This is a genomic window from Microbacterium jepli, assembly GCF_047237905.1.
GTDB lineage: Bacteria > Actinomycetota > Actinomycetes > Actinomycetales > Microbacteriaceae > Microbacterium.
In genome coordinates this window covers 357,968-381,112 of record NZ_JBDFLW010000005.1, presented here as the reverse complement: position 1 = coordinate 381,112, position 23,145 = coordinate 357,968, and the positions used below count along the sequence as shown (strand labels likewise).

Below are 23,145 nucleotides of genomic sequence, written 5' to 3'. Positions count from 1 at the left end.
GCGGTCACGGTGACTCCTTGAGCTGGGGGGTGGTGGTGAGATCGAGTCCCAGGCCGTGCACGTCGTCCACGTGCGCCCAGGCTCCCTCGATGCGCACGGGCGACGGGGTCGTCAAGAGGCCGAGCGCGTCGAAGCCCGCGTCCTCGACGTCTTCGACCCAGCACGCGGCGTCCAGGCACACCGCCACCTGCGCGGAGAGGTCGGGGAGGAGATGGGGCGCGAGCGGCACGTCGGCCTCCGCCGCGAGCGCCGCGATCGCCCGGAAGGGCGTGATCCCGCCGACCCGGATGATGTTCGGCTGGAGCACCCCCGCGTATCCGCCCTCGATCGCCTCGCGGAATCGATGCACCGTGTGCAGGTTCTCTCCGAGCGCGATCGGGACGTCGATGCGGCGCGCCAGCTCGCGGAAGCCGATGGTGTCGTCGGCACGCAGCGGCTCCTCGATCCATGCCGGATCGAAGGACCTCAGCGCGTCGACGGCCGCGGTCGAGCGATCCAGATCCCATCGCTGGTTCGCGTCGATCATCAGGCCGCGGTCCGGCCCGATCAGCTCGCGCGTGAGGGCGACGCGATCGATGTCCTCGGCGAGAGAGGGGCGGCCGACCTTGATCTTCACCGCGCCGAGTCCGCGGTCGATCCACCGACGCACCTGATTCGCGAGCTCGTCCTCGCTGTAGTGCAGGTTGACGCCCGAACCGTAGACGGGGAGCCGCTCGTGTCGGCGCCCGAGCAGCGCGGGCAGTCCCAGCCCGCGATCCCGCGCACGCAGGTCCCACAGCGCCAGATCTAGCCCCGCCATGGCGATCGTCGTCACTCCGCCGCCGCCCGCCTCATGGAGGTGAGCCCAGAGGTCGGGCCACAGCGACTCCGGGTCGGCGTCGCGCCCGAGGGCGAAGGCGCGGATGTCGTCCGAGAGAAGCGCCGTGACCGCACTCGCTCCGATGGTCGGCGTCCAGGAGAAGCCCGATCCCCTGCGTCCGTCAGCGTCCTCCACCTCGACACGGACGAGATGCAGGTCGGGTGCGTCGGGCACCCAGGGCCGCGGCATCCGCACCGACACCCGGTGGAGGTCGATGCGGGCGATCGCGCTCACAGGCCGGCGACGAGCCGCTCGCCCTGCGCGAGGATCTCACGCAGCCGGGCGACGTGCTCGGGTCCGGGGTCCGTCAGCGGCGCGCGGACGCCGCCCACCGGCATCCCGCCGAGGCGCACTCCGGTCTTGATGAGCGACACCGCGTAGCCCGGGGTCGTGTCGCGCAACGCGACCAGCGGGTGGTAGAAGCCCTGCAGGAGGCGATCGCAGGCTGAGCTGTCGCCGGCGGTGTAGGCGCGGTAGTAGGCCGTGGCGATCGCGGGGGCCATCGCGAAGACGGCGCTCGAGTACAGCGGTATGCCGATGGCGCGGTAGGCCGCTTGGCTCGCCTCCGCGGTGAGCAGACCGTTGAAGAACTCGACGTCCTCGCGCACGGCGCCCGCGGCCAGCACGATCTCCTGGGCGAGGGCCACGTCGCCGATGCCGTCCTTGAATCCCACGACGGTGGGCTGGTCGCGCAGGAGGCGTGCGAAGGTCGCGGCCGAGAAGCGTGCGGTCCCGCGGTGGTAGACGATGACGGGCAGGTCGGATGCCGCGGCCACCGCCGCGACGTAGTGCATCAGTCCCTCCTGCGAGGCGCCGACGAGGTAGGGCGGCAGCAGGAGGACGCCGTCCACGCCGATCTCTCGCAACGCGCGGACCGCGGCCACCGCCTGGCCGACCGGTCCGCCCACTCCGGCGACGACGGGGACCGGCGTCGCGGACTGCTGGACCACCTGCACCGCGGCGCGCACCACGGCCAGTGACTCGTCGGCCGCCAGCGCGTGGAACTCGCCTGTCCCGCACGCCGGGAACACGCCCCCCGGGCCGTGCTGGAGTCCTGCGGCGAGCGCGCGGGCGGTCATGTCGAGGTCCACGGTTCCGTCATTCGCGAATGCCGTCACCGGGAAGTAGAGCGGGCCGTCGGCGAAGGCGAGAGTCATGACAGGATCCTCTGGTCGAGGGTGGATGCGGGACGCGCGGCGGTCACCGTGGCGAGGTCGTCGGCGCTCAGCTCCGTGCGCCACGACCGGCGGGCGACCCAGCCGGTGTCGCGCGTCGCCGCCGAACTGTCGAAGGCGGGCCTCGTGCCGGTGAGCACGTCCGCGACCCCCGCCGTGCCGGGGTGGAAGAGCGGCAGCAGATCGCTGAGCGGGGCCGTCGCGAGGGCGTCCTCCGCGCCGACGACGTAGCAGGCGCCGGTCGGCGCATCGAGGGCCAAGAGCCACGCCGCGACGAACTCGCCGGCGTCTCGCGCATCGACGTAGTTGAACAGCGACACCGCCGCCAGCGCCGGATCCTGCAATCGCTCGATGATGGTGTGACCCTGCTGCGTGGGGGCTCCGGTCCACTCCTCCGGCGGCACGACATAGCAGGGCCGGAAAGCGGCGAAGCGCACGCCGGGCACCGCTCGGGCGAAGGCGGAGACCATCTCCTCGACGCAGACCTTCGACAGGGCGTACGCGTGGGCGGGGGCGACGGGCGTCGTCTCATCGAGCGGAAGCCGCGACGGCGTCCACTCCGCAGCGCCGTAGCCGAGGACCGTCGGGCTGGAGGCGACCAGCACGCGGGAGGCTCCAGCCTCGACCGCCGCCTCGATCACGTCGAAAGCCATCGACGTGTTGACGGTGAATATCTCCCGCTCAGGCGCGCTGAAGGGCACCGCGATGGCGGCCAGGTGCACCACCGCCTCCGGGTGGAGCGCCGTCAGCGCCGCGCGCGTCGCGACAGGGTCGCGGAGGTCGACCTCGACCCCCGCCGCCCCGTCGACCGACTCGCGGTCCATCGCCTGCACCTCGTGCCCGGCGGCGCGGAGCACGTCCACGACACTCCGGCCCAGGCGCCCCGATGCCCCTGTCACTGCGATGCGCATGCGTCGCCTCTCGATTCGCGAACCGGATGAGAAACCGGTTTCTCAGATACACTAGCGTGACGTCGTCGGCATCGGCAAACCATCCGCCACAATGAACCAGGACTTTCGACGAGGAGACCGATGACCAGCACGACGCCGTCTCGACGGGCCACGATCGCTGATGTCGCGGCTCGCGCCGGCGTCTCCCGTGCGACCGTGTCCCGGGTGATGAACGGGTTGAGCACCGTCGAACCCGCCATCGCAGATCGGGTGCGCACCGCCGCCGCCGCACTCAGCTACCGCCCGAGCGAGACCGCGCGCAACCTGTCCCTGGGTCGCACGCACACCGTCGCGGTCGTCGTCCCCGATCTCGGCAACCCGATGTTCCAGGCGATCCTGCGAGGCGTGACGCGTGCCGCGGCGAAGGACGGCTACCGCGTCCTCGTCGGCGACACCCAGGAGAAGACGGCGGCGGAGATGGATGCCGCGATCGAGGCGCGGCGCCGGTGCGACGCGCTCGTCCTGTGCGCTCCCCGCATGGACGACGACAGGCTCGCGCAGGTGGTGGGCGCGACGGCGCCTCTCGCGCTGGTCAATCGCATCGTCGCCGACGAGGCCGTGCCTCAGGTGGCGATGGACTACGGCCAGGCCATCGGTCTCATCGTCGATCACCTCGAGGGACTCGGGCACCGCCATCTCATGTACCTCGGGGGCCCGACCGCGAGCGCGTCCAACAGGTTGCGCATCGCGGCCCTGGACGCGGCCGTGCAACGGCATCCGGAGCTGCGCATCAACCGGCTCACGATCGGCGCGGGCCTCGATGACGGCTGGGCCGGCGCGGACCGCGTTCTGGAGTCCGGAGCGACCGCCGTCGTCGCCTACAACGACCTCGTCGCGCTCGGGCTGCTGTCGCGGCTGCGCGAGCTCGGCATCGACGTGCCCTCGCGCCTGTCGGTGGTCGGCGTCGACGACATCCCGTACGCCCGCTTCAGCGATCCCGCCCTCACGACGGTCTCGGTGCCGCAGGACGAGCTGGGCGTCGCCGTCTGGGAGCGCCTGCACGAGGCGATGGAGGGGCGCTCACCGCAGGGTCCGCTCTGGCTCGAGGGCACGCTCCAGTCGCGCGACAGCTCGGGCCCCCCGCCCCGCCGCGCACGGTGACCTCGGCGGGAGCGGCGTCGACGGGCCCGCTCCGAGCGGCAGACGGCGTTACCGCTGACGCGCTCCCGCGTCAAGCACGCCGGTGACGGAGCCGCGCGGGGCCAGGCTGGAGCCCCACCGACCGAAGGAGCACGTCATGTCCGATACCCGCGAGCCCGCCGACGAGCAGCAGATCGTCGAACCCACCGAAGCCGCCGGCCCGGCGATCGACGCGGCGGGAATGGGCCAGGAGACCGGCGAGGTTCCGGCCGAGCTCGACGACGACGACACCTCCGCGCCTTCGCCCGACCTCGTGTGATCCCCCGACGCGGCGGCCCCGCCGCCGCGTCGGTCAGCGGGTGCCGTTCACCTCGCCGAATTCGGCGAGCTTGGCGAACATGTCCTCGAGGAAGTACCGGACGTCGATGGCCTCGACGACGGACACGGGCGAGCCGCTCTCGGCCGGGACGCAGTGTCCGGAGTCCGTGAACCGCACCGGCGACTGCGCGCGGAAGACCGCGCACCAGGGGTCGAGCATCAGGGCGATGGCGGGTGAGTCCCCCAGGGACCGGGATTCCACGGGAACCCCGTGGTGCGCGGTGTTGAAGTCGACGACGGCTTGAGCGAGATAGCGGCCGAGGGCACCGTGCGGCTCGACGCGACGTCGCAGCTCGGCGTACCCGACGCCCACCAGTCGATAAATGTTGGCCGGCACCTGCCAGATGCGGATGCCGGAGCCGAAGACCACGTTCGCCGCGGCGATGTCGTTGCGGAGATTGAACTCCGGCCAGGTGCCGCGCCACTCGCGGTCGCCGTACGGAGGCCCGCCGATCCAGATCACCGTCGTGTCGGTCGTCGCGATGTCGGGCGCCTCGAGGAGCGCGGCCGCCATGTCCGTGAGCGGTCCGAGGAACGCGATGAAGAGCGGTCCCGCGTCGGTGCGCCGCGCCTCCTCGACGATGAGGCGCGAACCGGCACTGCGGACGGTCTCCGGATGCCCGGACAGGGAGACCGGGGAGCCGTTCTCGATGCGCACGCTCCCGGTGCGTCCCATGAGCGCGAGCAGGTGCTCCAGTTCCGCCCGGGAGTCCAGCATCGACGTGGCCGACCGCGACGAGCCGAAGTGCGCGGGGATGATGCCGCGGATGTCCAGACTCGGCGAGAGGAGGGCGTGGACCACCGCGAACTGATCGTCAGCCTCGTTCTTCACGTCCGAGTCGATGACGACCCGTCGCCTCCGGGTGTCCGTGACGATCACGTCCTGCTCCGTCCCGATCGGTCCATCGCGACCGCCGCCAGCGCCAGCGGGCCGCCCATGACGAAGGCGAGCAGGGGGATCACGGAGACGATCGCCCCGGCTGCGGCGACGGCGAGCATCAGCAGGGCGGAACCCGCGGCATCCTCCGACATCCGTCGCCAGGCGAGCGCGACACTGGTCCGCGCCGGCACGTCCTCTCGCCACGCGCCGGCGACCCGCAGCGCGACGGCTCCGACCGCGGAGGCGAGCAGGGCCGGCACGAGCGTCGACATCAGCTCGCCCGCGCCGAGGAAGGGAAGGATCAGCGCATCGAGCACCACGACCGCCGCGAACACGGTCGGCGCGATGACGTGCACGAACCAGTGGCGGTGGAGGCGACGCACGAACGGTCGCCACACGGCGCCGACGGTCACGTGTCGGTCGCCCTCCCGAGCCTCGCGCAGGGCCTGCGCGCCCGCCGACAGCGCGGCGAACCAGGTGAGCACCGGCAGGGACAGCGCGAAAAGGAGCACGCCCGTGTAGAGCACATCGGAGAACGAGCGGAAGGTGTCGGAATGCGGGTCCAGACCGCTCCCCTGCCGACCTCGCGTGGCCGCCGCGGGCGCAGTCATCCCTTCATCCCCGAAGTCGCCACTCCGTCGACGAGGTAGCGCTGGAAGATGGCGAAGAAGATGACGACGGGCAGGATCGCGAGCACGCTCATCGCGAACATCGGACCGAATGCCGACGCGCTCGTCTGGTCGACGAACAGGCGCAGGCCCATCTGCAGGGTGAAGGACTCCGGACGGTTCAAGTAGATGAGCTGGGGGAAGAAGTCGTCCCAGCTCCAGATGAACGAGAAGATCGTCGTGGTGATCAGTGCGGGACGCATCAGCGGCAGGATCACCGACCAGAAGGTTCGGTAGGGACCGGCGCCGTCGATGAGGGCGGCCTCGTCGAGGTCGCGGGGGATGCCGCGGATGAACTGCACCATGAGGAAGACGAAGAACGCCTCGGTCGCCAGAAACTTCGGCAGGACGAGGGGCAGGAAAGTCCCGACCATGCCGAGTTCGTTGAAGATGATGAACTGCGGGATCAGCACCACGTGCATGGGCAGCATGATCGTCGAGATCATGAAGGCGAACAGGACGCCGCGGCCCCGGAACTTCAGTCGCGCGAAGGCGTACGCCGCCAGCGCGCAGCTGACGACGTTGCCGACGACGCTGAGGACCGAGATCGTGAGCGAGTTGCCCAGCAGCTGCCACAGGCTCAGACCCGCGACGCCCTGGACGGCGATCTCGAAGTTCTCCAGGGTGAACTGCTGCGGGATCGGTGTGGGGTTGGTCAGGATCTCGGTACCCGGCTTGAACGACGATCCCAGCAGCCAGAGCACGGGGTAGAGGAGCAGCGCCAGCAGGGCGAAGGAGAACACATGCCAGAGGACGGACGACGCGCGCGAGCGAGCGGTGCGCGGCCGGCGCCGCGGCACCGGCTTGCCGGTGATGAGGGTCGCCGTGGCGTCCGGGACGGTGTCCCGCGGGAGGGTGGCGGTCATTTCTCTTCTCCGACGTAGTGGACCCAGCCGCGCGAGCTGCGGAAGATGAGGGCCGTCACGATGGCGATCACGATGAGCAGGAACCACGCCATGGCCGACGCGTAGCCCATGTCGAAGGCGGTGAAGGCGCGGTCGTAGAGATACAGCGTGTAGAACAGCGTCGAATCGATGGGTCCACCCCGACCGCCGCTGACGACGTAGGCGGATGTGAAGGACTGGAAGGCGCCGATCATCTCCAGCACCAGGTTGAAGAACAGCACCGGCGACAGCAGCGGCCAGGTGACCGACCAGAAGGTGCGCCACTTCCCCGCGCCGTCCACCGCCGCGGCGTCGTACAACTCGGAGGGCACCTGCTTGAGCCCCGCCAGGAAGATGACCATCGGCGCCCCGAACTGCCACACCGCAAGGCTCACGAGCACGTAGATCGCCAGGGAGGGATTGGAGATCCAGCCGCCGATGTCGAGGCCGAAGAGGTTGAGGGTGTTGTCGACCACGCCGTCGTTCGAGTACAGCGTGCGCCAGACGATCGCGACGGCCACGCTGGCGCCGAGCAGCGACGGCGCGTAGAAGGCAGAGCGGTAGAACCCCTGTCCGCGCCGGGGACGGTTGAGCAGGAGGGCGATGCCGAGGGCGATGGCGAGTTTCAGCGGCACGGCGACGAGAACGTAGTTGAGCGTGACGCCCACGGACTTCCAGAAGCGCGGATCCTCGAAGAACATGCGCTGGTAGTTGTCCAGGCCGACGAACTCCGGCTGGGTGAAGAGGTCGTAGTCCGTGAAGGAGAGGATGAGGGAGGCCATCATCGGACCGATGGTTAGCAGCGCCGCTCCGATCACCCACGGCGACAGGAACACCCACGCCGCTCCGCGCGACGTGCCGGCCGGGCGGCGACGGCGGGGCCGCGACGCCGAAGTGTAGGGCGGGGGCACCGCTCCGGCGCTGATCGCCGGTTCTGTGACCGTCATGAGCGTCCTTTCGTACGGAGAGGACCGGCCGCCGGGCCGATGCCCGGCGGCCGGTGATCGATCACCGGATCGCGGAGGTGAAGGTCGCGTAGAGGCTCTTGGCCGCGTCGGCGTTGGACTGCTGTCCGAAGATCACGTTCTCGTAGGCGAGGGTGAAGTCGGCAGGCAGGGTGCTGACACCGGCCGGCGCGAGCGGCTCTGCGTCGGAGAACTGCGGCTGGTACTGCAGCACGAAGTCGTTCACGATCTTGTTGCCGCCGGTCAGGCTCGGCGCGAGGGCCTCGTAGTTCTTGGTGTTCAGCGGGATGCCGCGGGTGAGGCCAAGGATCTTCGAGCCCTCGGGATCGTTGATCAGGAAGTCGAGGAACTTCGCCGCCGTCTCCGGGTGGGCCGACTTGGGCGAGATCGCCGCGACGTTGGTGCCCGCCATGCTGAGGCCGATGGTCCCGGTGTCGGTGGGCATCGGCGCCAGCGCCACGTTGCCCTCCCCGAGGGTGTCCACGAAGGCGCCGGTGATCGAGGCGGCGATGAACTCCCCCGCCGACAGGCCCCGCGCGAAGCCCGAGTTCTGCATGCTCTGGTCGATCGTCGAGGTCGTCTGCGGGTCGGTGGTGGCCCCCGAGTCACGCAGCTCCTGCATCAGGTCGAACCACCCCTTCAGGTCACGCTCCTCGAAGCCGAGCTCGCCGTCCTCCGTGAACAGCAGCTTGTCCTGCTGGCGGAGCCATACCGAGAAGAGCGCGATGTAGCCGCCGGGGTCGCTGATGGCGGCCTTCGCTCCGCCGCTGGCCGCCCGGATCGCCTCACCGGCGTCCTTCAGGTCGTCCCACGTGAAGTTCTCATCGGGCGTATCGAGTCCCGCATCGGCCCAGACGTTCGGATCGTACGCCCACCCGTAGGTGGCGGTGCCCAGCGTGAAGCCGTAGGTCGCGCCGTCGATCTCACCGATCCGCTGCGTGGCCTCGGGGATGTCGTCGACGGAGATGATGTCGCCGATGTAGGGCGAGATGTCGGAGGTCGCCTGCTTCTGGGTGTACTCCTTCACCGACTCCATCGGGATCAGGAAGAGGTCGGGCTGGGAGCCGGAGGCGATCTGGGTGGCGAGCTTGGGGATGTAGGAATCGATCGCGGAGAACGACGTCTCCACCGTGACGCCCGGGTTCTGCTCCTCGAAGAGATCGATCGCCGCCTCGGTCAGCTCAGCGCGCTCGTCGTTGCCCCACCACTGGAAGGAGATGGTCACATCGCCTCCCTCGGAGGCGCCGTCGGACGGGGCGGCAGCGCCCGAGCACGCCGAGGTGCCCACGACGAGGCCGAGCGCGAGGGCGCCGAATCCGGTCAGCCGCAGGCCGCGGGTGAAGGGTGTGTATGTCATCTGAAGCAACTCCTCTTTGAGCCGGTGGACCCGGGTGCGTGGGGTGCCGATCGATGCCGAGCGGCGCAGAGACCGGTTTCCAGAAACCGGTTTCTCACGTACTGTATCAGCAGGTCCCCCGTGTGCCAACACATCTTCGAGAGCCTGCACGACAGAAAGGCGACGATGCCCACCGAACCCCGCGCGCGCCAGCGCTTCCGCAATCCGCTCCTGCATCACGACGTGCCGGATCCCGACATCACCCCTCTCCGCGCGGGCGGATGGGCACTCGTCGCCTCGAGCTTCGATCGCGCTCCCGGCCTCCCGCTGTGGCGATCGGACGACCTGATGACCTGGCGTGCCATGGGCTTCGCCGGCGGTCACCGAGCCGATGCCCCCGGCGACGGCGGCGTGTGGGCGCCGAGCATCCGCGAGCGTGACGGCGTGCTCTACGTCGTGTGGGGCGACCCCGACATCGGCGTCCTCGTCGTCGAGGCGCCGTCGCTGGAGGGGCCGTGGAACGCTCCCCGCGTCCTCCTCGCCGGACGGGGGCTCATCGACGCCTGCCCGATCTGGGACGACGACCAGGATCGGGCGCTCGTCGTGCACGGCTACGCGCGCTCGCGCGCCGGCTTCGCGAACCGCATCGACGTCTTCGAGGCGGACCCGCACCTCACCACGGCGCGCACCCCCTCGCGGACGATCATCGACGGAGACGCGATCCCCGGCTGCACCGTGCTCGAGGGGCCGAAGGTCTACCGGCGGGAAGATCGCCTGTGGATCTTCGCGCCCGCCGGCGGCGTCGCGACAGGGTGGCAGTACGTCTTCCGCGCTCCGTCGTGGGAAGGCCCGTGGGAGCACCGCACGGTGCTCGCGCAGGGCGGCACGCGGGTGAACGGCCCGCACCAGGGCGCCTGGGTGACGGGCGACGACGGCGAGGAGTGGTTCGCGCACTTCCAGGCCGCCGGACCGCTCGGACGGGTGCTGCACCTGCAGCCGCTGCGGTGGGGGGACGACGGGTGGCCTGAGATCGGCGATCCCGACCGCCCCGGCGAGCCGGTCGCCGTCTGGGACACGCCACGGGCGGGCACCGTGCCACCGCCACCCACGCGACAGATCGACGACTTCACCGGCCGTGTCGTGGACGCCGGATGGCACTCCCGAGGAGCATCCCGCACCGAGCTGGTCACCGCTGTCGGAGGCGGACGGGTACGGATCGCCGGAACGGCGACGGGTGCCCTCCTGCGTCCCGTCGACGGCGACCACCCCCACACCCAGGTGCCGGTGCTGGGCGTGGAGGATGCCGCCGCGTCGCTGACGGTCCACGACGGCATCGTCCGCGAGCTCGTCGCGCACCTGACCGAGCACGGGGGCCGCGTCGAGATCCTCGAGCACACCGACGAGGGAATCCGCGTCCGCCCTGTGGCTGCCGCATCCGCCGGCGTGCGCCTCGGACTCCGCATTGACGGCGACCGAGCCTCGTTCACGGTGGACGGGAGGACGGCGGGCGATCCCTTCGTCCTCACCGGCCGTCGCTGGACGGGTGCCGAGTGGGGCCTCGCCGCGCGAGGGCCCGGTCACGCGGTCTTCGGTGCAGTGGAGGTGAGCGCATGACCTCCGTTGCCGGTCGTGAAACCTCGACGTCGGCGGATCGCGCGGTCAAGCGCCGTCGCGTCCTCGACGTGCTCGCCGGGGCCGGGGCCGATGCGGTGTGGCTGACCTCCTCTCCTGCCCTGTCCTGGTATCTCGACGGCTCGCGGGTGCACACAAGCCTCCTCGGACCGCCCGTGGCGGCGGTACGGGTGGACGCGGCGGGCGACCTCGTGCGCGTCTTCGCCAACGAGGCGGAGCGGCTGGTGGCCGAGGAGCTGCCGCCCGGTGTCGCCGTCGAGGCGGTGGACTGGCACGCCCCGCTCGTGGACGAGCGCCACGGCCCGGCGTGGGCGGAGGAGTCGCTGGCCGGGCCGCTGCGCGCCGCGCGAGCGGTTCTGCTGCCGGGCGAGCGCCGTCGTTACGCGGCCCTCTGCCGGGACACCGCCGAGGCCCTCACCGCCGAGCTGATGCGGGCGGTCCCCGACGAGACCGAGCGCGCGCTGGCAGGCCGGCTCAGCGCGGCGCTCGTCGCGCGGGGGGCCGATCCGGTCGTGGTGATGGTCGCCGGTGCCTCACGCCTGCACCACCGCCACCCGCTCCCCACCTCGGCGACGCTGGGCACGCGCGCGATGGTCGTGGTCTGCGCGCGTCGTGACGGTCTCATCTCCAACGCCACCCGCTGGGTGCGCTTCGGGCCTGCGGCCACCGCGGAGGCCGACGGGGACGCCGCGCTGCGCGCCGTCGAGTCCGACGCGTTCCGCGCGACACGGCACGGCGCGACGCTCGGCGAGGTGCTGTCGGAGATCGCGGCCGCCTACCCCCGGCACGGGTTCGCTCCGGACGAGTGGACCCGCCACCACCAGGGCGGAGCGGCCGGTTACGCGGGCCGCGACCCGCGCGCCTCCCCGCGCGGCACCGAGCTGGTCCAGGACGGACAGGCGTTCGCGTGGAATCCGACCGCGCACGCCCGCAAGATCGAGGACACCGTTCTCCTGGACGGCGGCCGCGTGACCGTCCTCACCCGGGACGGCGTCTGGCCCGAGACGGACGTCGACGGTGTGCCGCGCCCCCTGGAGCTCCCGCTGTGACCGCCGCCGTGCACTCGGCGGCATCCGCTCCCCTCACCGAAGGACCCGTCATGCGCCCCGCCCCGCCCGCCCGCCTCCGCTACGCCCTGATCGGATCGGGCCACCGTGCCGAGATGTACGTCGCGGCGATCGCCGGCGCGCACGCCGACGTCGCCGAGCTCGCCCTCATCGTCGAGCCCAACCCCACGCGGGCCGACTACGCGATCGCCGCGGCTCTGCGGCACGGCGCGACGGCGGCACCGCGTGCCGCCCACCCGGACGAACTGGTGCGGGCGCTCGAAGAGAAGCACATCGACCGGGTCATCGTGTGCGCGCCGGACGCGACGCACGCGGACCTGATCGACCGATGCCTGCGCGCGGGCGTCGACGTCGTCGTGGAGAAGCCGCTCACCATCGACGAGGACGGCGCACGCCTCGTCGCGACGGCAGCGGCCGAGACCGGGCGGGATCCGGTGGTCACCTTCAATTACCGGTATTCGCCGCGCAACTCCGCGCTCAAGCAGGTCATCGCGGACGGCGGCATCGGCGAGGTGACGTCGGTCGTCTTCGAATGGATGCTGGACACCTCCCACGGCGCGGACTACTTCCGGCGCTGGCACCGGGACAAGCGCACGTCGGGCGGGCTTCTCGTGCACAAGTCGTCCCACCACTTCGATCTCGTGAACTGGTGGATCTCCGACACCCCGGCCCGCGTCTTCGCCTCTGGCGGGCTGCGCTTCTACGGGGCCGAGAACGCCCGCCGGCACGGCCGCACCGTCAGCGCCGAACGGGGCAGCAGCGACGCGTCATCCGCGGATCCCTTCGCCCTCGACCTGCGGCGCGACCCTCGACTGCGGGCCCTCTACCTCGACGCCGAGCAGCACGACGGCTACCGGCGCGACCGGTCGGCATTCGACGACGGCATCACGATCGAGGACAACCTCGCGGTCGTCGTGGACTACCGCCGCGGGGCGACCCTCAGCTACGCGCTGAACGCCCACGCCCCCTGGGAGGGGTACCGCGTCGCCGTCAACGGCACGCGCGGACGCGTCGAGCTGGACGTCGTCGAGCGCGGCGCCGTCCTTCCGGGCGCGGACGGCCGGATCGCCGTCGACCCGTCGCTCGCCGCGGACGGCGGAGAGGACTACGGCCCGCGCCCGAACGCCGAGCGACTGGTGCTGCAGCGCCATTGGGAAGCGGCGCAGGAGGTGCCCATCCGCGGAGGCGGCGGCGACCACGGCGGCGGTGACCGCCTCCTGCTGCACGACGTCTTCCACGGTGCGCAGGACGATGCGCTCGGGCGGGCCGCGGACTACCGCGACGGCCTGCGCTCGATCGCGGTGGGGATCGCGGCCAACAGATCCCTGTCGACCGGCGCGCCCGTCCGCATCGCCGATCTCGGCATCGAGGTGGGCTGATGGCTGAGACGACGCCCACGGCGGCGGTCGCACGATGGGCCGACCTGCTGCGCACGCACATCCACGCGCACGCTCCCCAGATGACGCGCGAACCCGAGGGGATCCTCGCCCACCCGTACACGGTGCCGAGCAGTCCCGGTTCGCCCTTCTACGCCGCGGCACTCTGGGATTGGGACTCGTGGGCCATCGGCATCGCCCTCGGGCAGGTGGAGAGGGACGCCGCGGATGCCGGTCGCTTCCGCCACTACGAGCGCGGCAGCATCCTGAACTTCCTCGACCATGCGGACGAGGACGGCGTCATCCCCGTGCTGCTGCGCGCAGACGGGCCGTTCCTGCATCGGGAGCCCGGTCGCGCCGGCGGGTTCGGCGAGAACATGCACAAGCCGGTGCTGGCGCAGCACGCGGCCATGCTCGTGCAGCGCGACAGCGACGCGGAGTGGCTCCGCCCGCACCTGTCGGCACTCACCCGCTTCGTGCAGCGCTACCTGGACAGTCACATCCATCCGGAGACGGGTCTCGCCTACTGGCAGAGCGACTTCGCGATCGGCGTCGACAACGACCCGTCGGTGTTCTTCCGGCCCGACCGAAGCACGGCGGCGATCTTCCTCAATTGCCTGCTCTACCGGGAGCTCCTCGCGCTCGGCGAGATCCTGGAGCACCTGGACGAACTGGATGAGTCGCTGCGCTGGCGCGGCCGGGCGCACGACCTCGCCGACGCGGTGCGTGAGCATTCCTGGGACGAGAGGGACGGCACGTTCTACAGCGTCGACATCGGCCTGCGGGCCCTCGGCAGCGACGACTGGCTGCACCGCGGGGCGCCGCGCCGATGGTCGTCGGTGCTGCTCCGGGTCGACAGCTGGTCGAGCTTCCTGCCCCTCTGGGCGGGGATCGCGACACAGGAGCAGGCCGAGCGGATGGTAGAGCGACACCGCGACGAGCGCACCTTCTCGGCCGCCCACGGAGTGCGCACCCTGTCGCGCTTGGAGAAGGCCTACGACCTGCGCGCCACGCACAACCCGTCGAACTGGCTGGGCCCGATCTGGGGCATCAGCAACTACCTCGTCTTCCGCGGCCTCTCGTCGTACGGATACGAGGAGGATGCGCGACTGCTGGCGGAGAAGACCATCCGGCTGTTCGGCCGGGACCTCGAGAAGACGGGCTCGCTGCACGAGTACTATCACCCCGACAACGGCGAGCCGATCGTGACCCACGGTTTCCAGAACTGGAACTTCCTCGTGCTCAACATGATCGCCTACGTCGAGGGACGCCCCGTCGCGGAGGAGTTCTAGCGCCAGTCGTGCTCCGGCACGAAGCCGAGCTCCCTCTGCAGCTTGCGGGTGGAGAAGAGCGACTCGTGCTCGCCCAGGTCGTGCGCGACCGGAACCCCCGGGAACCACCGCTCCGCCAGCACCCGTGACGGATCGGCGTTCCCGGACTGCGGGTGGGCGACGTGGTAGATCTCGAAGCCCGGGCGGGCGTGCGCGAGGGCCAGCGCCACCGCCTGCGCGCCGTCGCGGGCGTCGATCCACGAGCCGAGCAGGTCGCGCCGGTAGCCGGGCTCGCCGGCCCGCTCGAAGGTGGCGTACTCGCTGTCGTCGACCACGTTGGTGAAGCGCAGGGCGGTGATGGATGCCGCGGCATCCCATCCCACGAGCTGAGCGGCCATCGCCTCCTCCACCACTTTTCCGAGCGCATACGTGTTGAAGGCGGCGCTGTGCGACTCGTCGAGTGGAAGTCGCGGCGGGGCGACCTCGAAGGGGAAGCCCGTGGCCGTGATGCTCGAGGCGGTCACCACCGTGCGGATGCCGGCGCGATGGGCGGCCAACAGCACGTTGAACGAGGCCGTCACGTTGTTGTGGAAGGTCGCGGCATCCGGCACGATGCCGTTGACCGGGATGGCGGCGAGGTGCACGACCGCGTCGAGGCCGTCGTGACGGGCGGTGACGCCGAGGAACGCGTCGAGCACCTGGCCGTAGTCGCCGAGGTCGATGCGGGTGAATCCCGGGCCGGCGGGGCCGGCCAGATCGAACCCGATCACGTCATGGCCCTCGTGGCGCAGCCGCGCGACGGTCGCCCGTCCGAGCTTGCCCTGGCTGCCGGTCACGGCGATGAACATGGTGTGCCCTTCTCGGTGGATCGTGCGGTCGTCGCCCGCGTCAGGCGGGAGCGGCGACCGCGGGCCGCGTGACGGTGAGGGTGTGGCGGCCGTGCGTCAGCTCGGCCGGAGCCGGCGCGCCGTCGACCGTGACGAGGGACTGCTCCGTCACCGGCAGGTCGAGCAGGGCACGGGCACCGAAGGGCACGTCGAGGGTCGCGGTGAACGTGTCGTCCACGACAGCCCAGTCGATCGCCAGCCGGCCCAGCGGCGTCTCGATCTCCGCCGCCGCGGAGTCGAGCCCGACCGCGGGGCGGGGCGCGACGTGCACGACCCGGTATCCGGGGGCCTCCGTGTCGGGGGCGAGGCCGGCGACCGTGCGGTAGACCCAGTCGATCATCGCGCCGTAGGCGTAGTGGTTGAAGGAGAGCATGCCCGCACCCTCGGTGTCGGGCGACCCGGCATCCATGTCGCCGCCGTGGATTGAGCCGTCAGGGCGGATCGCGTCCCAGCGCTCCCACACCGTGGTGGCGCCCCGGTCGACCTGGTAGAGCCACGACGGCGCCTCCCGCCGCAGCACCATGAGGAACGCCTCCGCCAGGTGCCCTGCGCGCGACAGCGCGAAGAGCACGAGGGGTGTGCCGAGGAATCCGGTCGCGATGCGCCCGCCCTGGCGGCGCACGTCGTCCGCGAGGCCCTGCGCGATGGCGGCGCGCCGCCCCGCCGGGGCGACGGCGAACTCCAGGGCGAGCGCGGCGCCCGTCTGCGTCGACGATGCCCGCTCCCCCCAGCGCTCCCAGGTGACCGCCGCGACCCGGTCCGCCAGCGCGTCCAGATCGTCGCCGCGCGCGGGCTCGCCCACGAGGCGTTCCGCACGGGCGAGCAGTCGCACCGATCGGACGTAGAAGGCGTTCGCGACGAAGTCCGCGGAGACCTTCGCCTCCCAAGGGCGTGCGGCCGGGGCATCCGGATCGAGCCAGTCGCCGTACTGGAACGGCTCCGTCGGCAGCACGACGCCGTCGCCGGCGCGCCGCCGCAGGTGGTCGACCCACCGGCGCATGCTCGTGAGCTGGCGCTCGAGCACCTCGTCGCTGCCGAAGGACTCGTGCACGGCGAACGGCACGATCGTCGCGGCATCCGCCCAGCCGGCGCGGCCCATGTTGTCGACCGGGACACCGCCCATCCGCATGTCCTCGAAGCGGATGATGTCGGGCACCACCGACGGAACGCCGCCCTCGTCGGTCTGGTCGATCTCGAGATCGCGCAACCACGAGATCCAGAACGACTCCGCGTCCATCAGGGTGTTGGCCGTCGCGGCGAACGCCTGGGCGTCGCCGGTCCATCCCAGTCGCTCGTCGCGCTGCGGGCAGTCGGTCGGGATGGAGACGAAGTTGTCGCGCTGCGACCAGAAGACGTTCGCGTGGAAGCGGTCGAGCGCGGGGTGCGACGAGCGGAACGCGCTCCGCGCCGGCAGGTCGCTGGAGATGCACATCGCCGTCGCCGCGACGACGTCGGCGCCGTCGACCTCGGCGTAGCGGAACCCGTGGAACGTGAAGGCGGGCTCGAGGACGCTCTCGCCGTCCGCGGCCAGCGTGTAGACGTCGGTGGCCCTCGCCGCCCGCAGCGCCGCCGTGTGCAGCGCGCCGGACGGCTCCCGCACCTCGGCGTGCCGGATCGTCACGACGTCGCCGGCGCGTCCCCGCACGACCAGCCGCACCCAGCCGGTGACGTTCTGCGCGGCATCCAGCTGCACGCGCCCCTCGTACTCGCTCGGTGACATCGGCAGCTCGGCGACCACCCGTACCGGGGGCGCCGACCGCGGCTGGAAGAGGGCGGGATTGGTGTCGATGACGGATGCCGCGACCCAGCCCGCATCGGCGAACCCGGGCTCGTGCACGGCGGGGTCGTCGCGGCGCAGGTCGATCTCCGTGCCGTCGTAGATGCTCGCCGCGGTGATCGCGCCGAAGCCTCCGCGCCAGGTCTCGTCGGTGACGGCGACCACGCCGCGCTCGGTCTCGATCTGCGCCAGCGCGCCCGAGCAGTCGCCGTAGATGCCGGTGCGGGCGGCGAAGCCCATGCGGCCGCGGTACCAGCCGTCGGCGACGGCGAGCACGACGACGTTCACGCCGGGGCGCAGCAGCGCCGTGACGTCGAGCGTGTCCACGAGCACCCGGCCCTGGTACGAGGTCCATCCGGGAGTGAGGAGGGCGTCGGTGGCACGGTGGCCGTTGATCCAGGCGTCGACGAGTCCGAGTGCGCTGAGGCGCAGGCGTCCCCGGGCGGGTGCCGCGGGGAGCGTGAACTCCCTGCGCAGAAGCTGCACCGCGCCGTCGATCTCGCTCGGGATGCCGATCACGCGCGCATCGAGGTCCGATCCGTCGACACCCGCCTCGACGACGAGCGGATCGCTCCACGCGGTCCAGCCGTCCTCGGTCGCGATGCGCACGGCGTAGGCGCGGCGCTCACGGGCGGCGAGCGCCTCCTCGATGCGGATGCCGAAGGACTCCTCCCCCGCGACGACACCGCGCGTCGCGAGCGAGGAGCCTGGCGCACCGTCCGCGATCTCGTAGGCGAGCTGACGAAGGCCGGGACGAGCCCCCTCGACGCGCCAGGACAGCCGCAGACCCGACCGCGGAACGCCGATGAGGCCGACGCCGTGGGACGAGCGCAGCCCGACGACGCGAGTCGTGGCATCCGCTCGGTCGAAGGAGGCGGTCATCGTCGGTCCTCTCGGCGTGAACCACGAGGAGTGACCCGGGCTCGAATGTCTATGCAGCAGTTGCATAAAGATTCTATACTGAATTCCGCGCCGGTCAGTAGGCTGAGCGCACCTGTGAGGCTGGAGCCCCGTGTCCGTGAACCGCTATGCCCGACCGCTCGACGGTCAGGTGCGCCTGCTGACGAAGGTCGCGCGCATGTACCACGAGCGGGGCGTGCGGCAGGCCGAGATCGCCGCCGCCCTCAACATCTCACAGGCCAAGGTGTCGCGCCTCCTGAAGCGCGCCGAAGCCGCCGGAATCGTGCGCACCATCGTCACCGTCGCGCCGGGCGTCCATGCCGAGCTCGAGGAGCGTCTCGAGGAGAAGTACGCCCTCGCCGAAGCGGTCGTGGTCGACGTCGACCCCGACGCCGACGCCGCGGAGCTGCTGGCCTCGATCGGCGCCGGCGCCGCCGCGTACCTCGAGGCGACGCTCTCCGGCGGCGACCGCATCGGGGTGTCGTCGTGGAGCCAGACGGTGCTCGCGATGGTCGATCGGATGCGGCCCTCCACCGTCCGCGCCGCCACCGAGGTGGTGCAGCTGCTGGGCGGCGTCGGCGCCCCCGAGGCGCAGAGCCACTCGAACCGGATCCTCGGCGAGCTCGCCCGGATGCTCGGGGCGGAGCCCGTCTACGTGCAGGCGCCCGGCGTGGTGGCCGATCCGGTCATCCGCGACAGCCTCCTGGCCGACCCGTCGATGCAGGAGGTCGCCCGGCACTGGCGCGATCTCACGATGGCCATCATGGGCATCGGCAGCATCGAGCCCTCGAACGTGCTGGCCACCAGCGGCAACGCTTTCCCGCCGGAGGAGCGTGCCGTGCTGCTGAAGGACGGCGCCGTCGGCGACATCTGCCACCGCATCTTCCGCGCGGACGGGTCTCCGGTGCACGGTCAGATCGACGACCGCATCATCGCGATCCCCGTCGAGGATCTGCGCCGCATCCCCCGCCGCGTCGGCATCGCCGGCGGCGAGGGCAAGCGCGACGCCATCCTCGGAGCCCTGCGCGGCGGCTGGGTGACGACGCTCGTCACCGACCTGCGCACCGCCGAGCACCTCGCCGAGCGCGACTGACGCGCCGCGGCGCCGCCGTCAGAGCGCGCTCAGCGCCTCGCCGAGACGGCGGATGCCGGGCTCCAGGCTGGTGAGGACGGGGACGGAGACGGATGCCGCATCCGCCGCACTCGCCATCGACGCCTGTGCGAGCACCACGACGTCGGCGCCGGCCGCCACCCGCTCGATCGCCGCGGCTACGAGGCGGTCGTGTTCGGGCCGGTCACCCGCGGACACCGCGGCGAATGCGCCGTCGATGACCTCGTCGGTGAACTCCGGCGCGGCGCCTGCCAGCGCCGCCCGCTCGCGCAGCAGCGCCAGCGTCGGGGTCAGGGTGGTCGGCAGGGTCGCCAGGACGGCGATCCGAGAGCCCTGGCGCACTGCGGCATCCGCCATCGCCTCGTCGATGCGCAGCACCGGGATGCCCACCTTCTCGGAGACGGGCGCGGCCAGCTGCGAGATGGACGAGCAGGTGAGCATGACGAGATCGGCCCCCGCGCTCTGCGCCGCGCGCACGAGGTCTTCGAGTCGCTCGGGCACGGAGTCGGCGCGCGCCGGGTCGCCCAGGTCGGCGACGATCTTGTCGTCGAGGTAGTTGACCGTGGCCGCTCCGTCGAGGAGGCGCGTGGCCAGGTCCGCGACCGGCGCGATGACGACGGCGCCCGTGTGGACGAAGGCGACGCGGGGGGTGTGCTCGGTCATCTCAGCCCTTCAGCGACCCGGCGGCGAGACCGGCCATGATCTTCTTGTTCAGGAACACGAACACGATCAGCAGCGCGACGATGTTGATGCTGATCGCCGCGAACAGCGGTCCGTACTGCGTCGAGCCGTACTGGTCGTTGAGGTTCAGCAGGCCCACCTGGATGGTAGCCAGCTCCGGCCGCACCGTGAATGTCAGGGCGATCAGCAGGTCGTTCCAGACGCTGAAGAACTGTACGAGCGCGACGGTGAGGATGGCGTTCTTCATCAGCGGCAGCGCGATCACGAAGAACGACTTGAGCGGCCCGGAGCCGTCCATCGTCGCCGCCTCGAAGATCTCGCGGGGCAGGGTGCGGAAGTACGCCGCCATCAGGAACGTCGTCAGCGGCAGGCCCATGACCGTGTAGGTGATGATCAGCGGCCACAGGGTGTTCGTGATGCCGATGCGGAAGTAGATGGTGAACAGCGGCACCAGGATCATCTGCCCGGGCACCATGATCCCGGCGAGGATCAGCAGCAGCGTGCCCTTCCGGCCCTTCCAGATCATGACCTCGAGGGCATAGCCGGCGGCGACGCCCAGGAACACGATCAGGGCGACCGACGGGAGCGTCACGAGGATGCTGTTGCGGTAGTTGACCGCGACGTTGCCCCGGCCGAGGGCCTGGAAGTAGTTGTCGAGGTTCAGCGACTCCGGAAGCGCCCACGTCGGGTTGGAGAGGAATTCGCTCTGGGTCTTGAACGACCCCAGCACGATCCACAGCTGCGGGTAGAGCACGACGATCAGCAGGACGGTGACGACGATCCACACCGGCAGGCGGCGGAGGATCCGCTGCGCGCGGCGGCGTCCCGTCGGGGTGCCGGTCGCGGACAGGCGCGACTGCGGCCTCGCCTGGGTCAGGGTCTGGGTGGCGGTCATGCTCAGTCCTCCGCTCGGCGGCTCGATGACCGGAAGATGGTCAGGGTGAACACCAGGCACAGCAGCGTCAGCACGAGGGCGATGGTGCTGCCGTAGCCGTACTCGGCGTACTCGAACGCGGTGCGATACATGTACAGGGTGAGGGGTGCCGTCGACGTGCCCGGTCCGCCGTTGTTGAGGGCGAGCAGGCTGTCGAACACCTTGAGAGTGGAGTTGAAGCTGAAGATGATCGACGAGATCAGGATCGGCAGCGACAGCGGGATGATGATGTGCCGCACGAGCTTGAGCCCGCTCGCGCCGTCCAGCCGCGCCGACTCGATGACCTCTTCGGGGATGTCGAGCAGACCCGTGTAGAGCAGCACGGCGTAGAAGCCCATCGAGCTCCAGTACGTCATGGCGAGCGCGACGACCATGGTGCCGACGGTGGTGGCGAGGAACTCGTTGCTGGGCAGGCCGAAGAAGTTCAGCAGGTCGTTGACCGGTCCCTGGTTGTCACCCACGGCCACGAAGCTCTTGAACAGCAGGGCGACGGCGACGGTGGGCAGCACCATCGGGAAGAACACCGCCGTGCGCACGAAGGCCGAGCCGTTGCGCAGGACGAAGACGTAGAGCAGCGCGAGCAGGTAGCCCAGGACGATCTGGCCGGCCGTCGCGAGGACGGCGAAGACGACGCTGACCCCGAGCGACTGCAGGGCGGCCGGGTCGGACGCGAACGTCGTGAAGTTCTTGACGCCGACGAACTCGAACCCGCGGAGGGAGTTGCCCTCGAAGAAGGACAGCCCCAGCGACCAGAGCACCGGCACGACTTTGAGTGCGACGTAGAGCACCAGCGTGGGTGCCAGCAGGATGATGATCGTCTTGCGATCTCCGAAGACCCGTTTCATGGGCGAAGCTCCTCAGCTTGCGAAGCGACGGCCCGGGTCATCGTGCGATGACCCGGGCCGGTGCCGCGTGGGTCCTACTTGTTGGCGTCGATGCTCGACTGCAGCTGCGACATGTAGTCCGCGGGGCTGAGCTGGCCGCCGACGAGCAGCGACACGTTGGACTGGGCCAGCGAGGTGGACTTGCCGTCCATCAGCGCCTCGAACCACAGCACCGTCTCGGTGATCTCCGCGACCTTGTCCTGCACCATCTTGGTCGGCGCGGCGACATCGGTCACCTCGGTGTTCACCTTGAAGCCGGAGATGACGCCCGCATCCTGCAGGGCCTGCGAGCCGTAGTTCTCGGCGATGCAGCCGAGCCAGTCGCCGACCTTGGGGCCGAAGGTCTTCGGGCTCATCGCCATCGCGGTGCCGGCGTTGGCCGGCCACTGGTCGATGCTGCCCGCGCCGCCCTCGACGGCCGGGAACGGGATGAAGCCCACGTTGTCGGCGCCGATCTTGTTCTGCTCGGGGTCGTTGATGTTGCTGAGCAGCCAGGTGCCGTCGTACTTCATCGCGGCCTTGCCGGTCAGGAAGTCGTTGTTCGCCGTGGCGGCGTCGGCCGTCACGTAGCCCTCGCCGAAGTCACCGGCGTTCGCCATGTCGACCAGGGCCTGCGCGCCGGCGACGTACTCCGGGTCGGTCAGCTTCGCCTTGCCGTCGCGGATGTCCGTCAGGGCGTCGGGGCCGACGGTGCGGTAGATGTACATGCCGATGAGGCGCGTGAGCGGCCACGCCGCGGCGCCCGCCTCGGCCATCGGCGTGTAGCCGGCGGCGGCGAGCTTCTTGTTCGCGGCCTGCAGCTCGTCGAAGGTGGTGGGCTCGTCGATGCCGACCTCGGAGAAGATCTCCTTGTTGTACCAGATGCCTTCGAGGTTGTACTGGTACGGGAGCGACACCATCTGTCCGTAGACGTTCTCGATGGTGGAGGCTGCGGCCGGCAGGATGTTCTCCCACATGCCGAGCTTCTCGAGCTCCGCCTTGTAGTCGACGACCAGCCCGGCGGTGCCGAGATCGCCGGTCGGGCGCACCATCGCGGTGCCGGCGATGAAGTGGGCGGGCAGGGCGTCCTGGCTGGCGAGCAGCGTCACCTTCTGCACCACGTCGGCCTGGGCGACCTTCTGGTTCTCCAGGGGCAGGGCGTCGTTCTGCGCCTTGCACTGGTCTTCCGAGAGTGCCGTGAGCTGCGCCTCGAGGGTCGGGTTCTCGTTCGCGGTGAGCACGGAGAAGCTCGAGGGGTCGGTGCCGGTGGATCCGCCGCCTTCCGTCGAGCCGGGGGTGCTGCCTCCGCCGGCGCACGCGGCCAGCGGCAGGACCGTCGCGAGGGCGAGACCGACCGCGATGAGCGGGCGGCGGTTTCTGCGAGTGTTCAAAACGTCCTCCTTGACGACGACCGAGCTGTGTGGGGGTTCGACCTCGACAGTAGGCACGAATCGGGTGTGTGTCAACAATC

21 protein-coding genes are annotated in these 23,145 nt (G+C 70.7%); 7 read left to right on the top strand and 14 right to left on the bottom strand.

Annotated features, from left to right (window positions below; genetic code table 11):
* Positions 1-4: 4 nt before the first annotated feature.
* From ABC304_RS06065 to ABC304_RS06055, 3 genes are read right to left on the bottom strand one after another with little or no spacing between them, the layout of a single operon-like run.
* Positions 5-1,093: a mandelate racemase/muconate lactonizing enzyme family protein gene (locus ABC304_RS06065; RefSeq protein ID WP_412929556.1), complete on the bottom strand. Its 1,089-nt coding sequence runs from the start codon at positions 1,091-1,093 to the stop codon at positions 5-7.
* A complete protein-coding gene (locus ABC304_RS06060; RefSeq protein ID WP_412929555.1) occupies positions 1,090-2,016 on the bottom strand; it encodes a 5-dehydro-4-deoxyglucarate dehydratase in 927 nt (308 codons plus the stop codon). Before ABC304_RS06060 ends, ABC304_RS06065 begins: the two co-directional genes overlap by 4 nt.
* Positions 2,013-2,945 carry an NAD-dependent epimerase/dehydratase family protein gene (locus ABC304_RS06055; RefSeq protein ID WP_412929554.1) on the bottom strand — a complete coding sequence of 311 codons (933 nt, stop codon included), beginning with the start codon at positions 2,943-2,945 and terminating at the stop codon, positions 2,013-2,015. The genes ABC304_RS06060 and ABC304_RS06055 overlap by 4 nt, the downstream gene beginning before the upstream one ends.
* A gap of 120 nt (positions 2,946-3,065) precedes the next feature.
* Here ABC304_RS06055 and ABC304_RS06050 point away from each other — a divergent pair, with 120 nt between their 5' ends.
* Complete coding sequence (locus ABC304_RS06050; RefSeq protein WP_412929552.1) at positions 3,066-4,085, top strand: LacI family DNA-binding transcriptional regulator; 1,020 nt, start codon at positions 3,066-3,068, stop codon at positions 4,083-4,085.
* A 136-nt stretch (positions 4,086-4,221) separates the two neighbouring features.
* Complete coding sequence (locus ABC304_RS06045) at positions 4,222-4,383, top strand: hypothetical protein (protein WP_412929551.1); 162 nt, start codon at positions 4,222-4,224, stop codon at positions 4,381-4,383.
* Between the two features lie 33 nt (positions 4,384-4,416).
* Here the strand turns inward: ABC304_RS06045 and ABC304_RS06040 are convergent, their stop codons facing one another.
* The 5 genes from ABC304_RS06040 to ABC304_RS06020 form a co-directional block, all read right to left on the bottom strand.
* Positions 4,417-5,322 (bottom strand): nucleoside hydrolase, encoded by a 906-nt coding sequence (locus ABC304_RS06040; RefSeq protein ID WP_412929550.1) that lies wholly within the window; start codon positions 5,320-5,322, stop codon positions 4,417-4,419.
* Complete coding sequence (locus ABC304_RS06035) at positions 5,319-5,933, bottom strand: hypothetical protein (protein ID WP_412929549.1); 615 nt, start codon at positions 5,931-5,933, stop codon at positions 5,319-5,321. The genes ABC304_RS06040 and ABC304_RS06035 overlap by 4 nt, the downstream gene beginning before the upstream one ends.
* Positions 5,930-6,856, bottom strand: coding sequence for a carbohydrate ABC transporter permease (locus ABC304_RS06030; RefSeq protein WP_412929548.1), 927 nt, complete (start codon positions 6,854-6,856; stop codon positions 5,930-5,932). Before ABC304_RS06030 ends, ABC304_RS06035 begins: the two co-directional genes overlap by 4 nt.
* Positions 6,853-7,821 (bottom strand): carbohydrate ABC transporter permease, encoded by a 969-nt coding sequence (locus ABC304_RS06025; protein WP_412929547.1) that lies wholly within the window; start codon positions 7,819-7,821, stop codon positions 6,853-6,855. The genes ABC304_RS06030 and ABC304_RS06025 overlap by 4 nt, the downstream gene beginning before the upstream one ends.
* A gap of 61 nt (positions 7,822-7,882) precedes the next feature.
* Positions 7,883-9,196: an ABC transporter substrate-binding protein gene (locus ABC304_RS06020; protein WP_412929546.1), complete on the bottom strand. Its 1,314-nt coding sequence runs from the start codon at positions 9,194-9,196 to the stop codon at positions 7,883-7,885.
* A gap of 165 nt (positions 9,197-9,361) precedes the next feature.
* On the opposite strand from ABC304_RS06020, the gene ABC304_RS06015 reads away from it, so the two are divergent.
* Genes ABC304_RS06015 through ABC304_RS06000 form a run of 4 tightly spaced genes read left to right on the top strand, consistent with a single transcriptional unit; the run spans position 9,362 to position 14,542 of the window.
* Positions 9,362-10,789 (top strand): family 43 glycosylhydrolase, encoded by a 1,428-nt coding sequence (locus ABC304_RS06015; protein WP_412929545.1) that lies wholly within the window; start codon positions 9,362-9,364, stop codon positions 10,787-10,789.
* Positions 10,786-11,856 carry a M24 family metallopeptidase gene (locus ABC304_RS06010; RefSeq protein ID WP_412929544.1) on the top strand — a complete coding sequence of 357 codons (1,071 nt, stop codon included), beginning with the start codon at positions 10,786-10,788 and terminating at the stop codon, positions 11,854-11,856. Before ABC304_RS06015 ends, ABC304_RS06010 begins: the two co-directional genes overlap by 4 nt.
* A gap of 50 nt (positions 11,857-11,906) precedes the next feature.
* Positions 11,907-13,253, top strand: a complete 1,347-nt coding sequence (locus tag ABC304_RS06005) for a Gfo/Idh/MocA family protein (RefSeq protein WP_412932844.1) — start codon at positions 11,907-11,909, stop codon at positions 13,251-13,253.
* Entirely contained in the window at positions 13,253-14,542 is a 1,290-nt protein-coding gene (locus ABC304_RS06000; protein WP_412929543.1) for an MGH1-like glycoside hydrolase domain-containing protein, read from the top strand. Before ABC304_RS06005 ends, ABC304_RS06000 begins: the two co-directional genes overlap by 1 nt.
* Here ABC304_RS06000 and ABC304_RS05995 read toward each other — a convergent pair.
* Positions 14,539-15,369 carry an NAD-dependent epimerase/dehydratase family protein gene (locus tag ABC304_RS05995; RefSeq protein ID WP_412929542.1) on the bottom strand — a complete coding sequence of 277 codons (831 nt, stop codon included), beginning with the start codon at positions 15,367-15,369 and terminating at the stop codon, positions 14,539-14,541. The two genes, ABC304_RS06000 and ABC304_RS05995, sit on opposite strands and share 4 nt — an antisense overlap.
* Positions 15,370-15,409: 40 nt before the next feature.
* Positions 15,410-18,067, bottom strand: coding sequence for a family 78 glycoside hydrolase catalytic domain (locus ABC304_RS05990; protein ID WP_412929541.1), 2,658 nt, complete (start codon positions 18,065-18,067; stop codon positions 15,410-15,412).
* Between the two features lie 130 nt (positions 18,068-18,197).
* Between ABC304_RS05990 and ABC304_RS05985 the strand changes: the two genes are divergently transcribed.
* Positions 18,198-19,178: a sugar-binding transcriptional regulator gene (locus ABC304_RS05985; RefSeq protein ID WP_412929540.1), complete on the top strand. Its 981-nt coding sequence runs from the start codon at positions 18,198-18,200 to the stop codon at positions 19,176-19,178.
* 18 nt (positions 19,179-19,196) lie between these two features.
* On the opposite strand, the gene ABC304_RS05980 is transcribed toward ABC304_RS05985, so the two are convergent.
* The 4 genes from ABC304_RS05980 to ABC304_RS05965 form a co-directional block, all read right to left on the bottom strand.
* The gene (locus tag ABC304_RS05980; protein ID WP_412929539.1) at positions 19,197-19,859 is read right to left on the bottom strand and encodes an aspartate/glutamate racemase family protein; all 663 of its coding nucleotides are present in this window, start codon (positions 19,857-19,859) and stop codon (positions 19,197-19,199) included.
* Position 19,860: 1 nt separating this feature from the next.
* On the bottom strand, positions 19,861-20,772 hold the full coding sequence (locus tag ABC304_RS05975) for a carbohydrate ABC transporter permease (protein ID WP_412929538.1): 912 nt from the start codon (positions 20,770-20,772) through the stop codon (positions 19,861-19,863).
* Between the two features lie 2 nt (positions 20,773-20,774).
* Entirely contained in the window at positions 20,775-21,656 is an 882-nt protein-coding gene (locus ABC304_RS05970; protein WP_412929537.1) for a carbohydrate ABC transporter permease, read from the bottom strand.
* Between the two features lie 74 nt (positions 21,657-21,730).
* On the bottom strand, positions 21,731-23,065 hold the full coding sequence (locus ABC304_RS05965) for an ABC transporter substrate-binding protein (RefSeq protein WP_412929534.1): 1,335 nt from the start codon (positions 23,063-23,065) through the stop codon (positions 21,731-21,733).
* Positions 23,066-23,145: the final 80 nt, after the last annotated feature.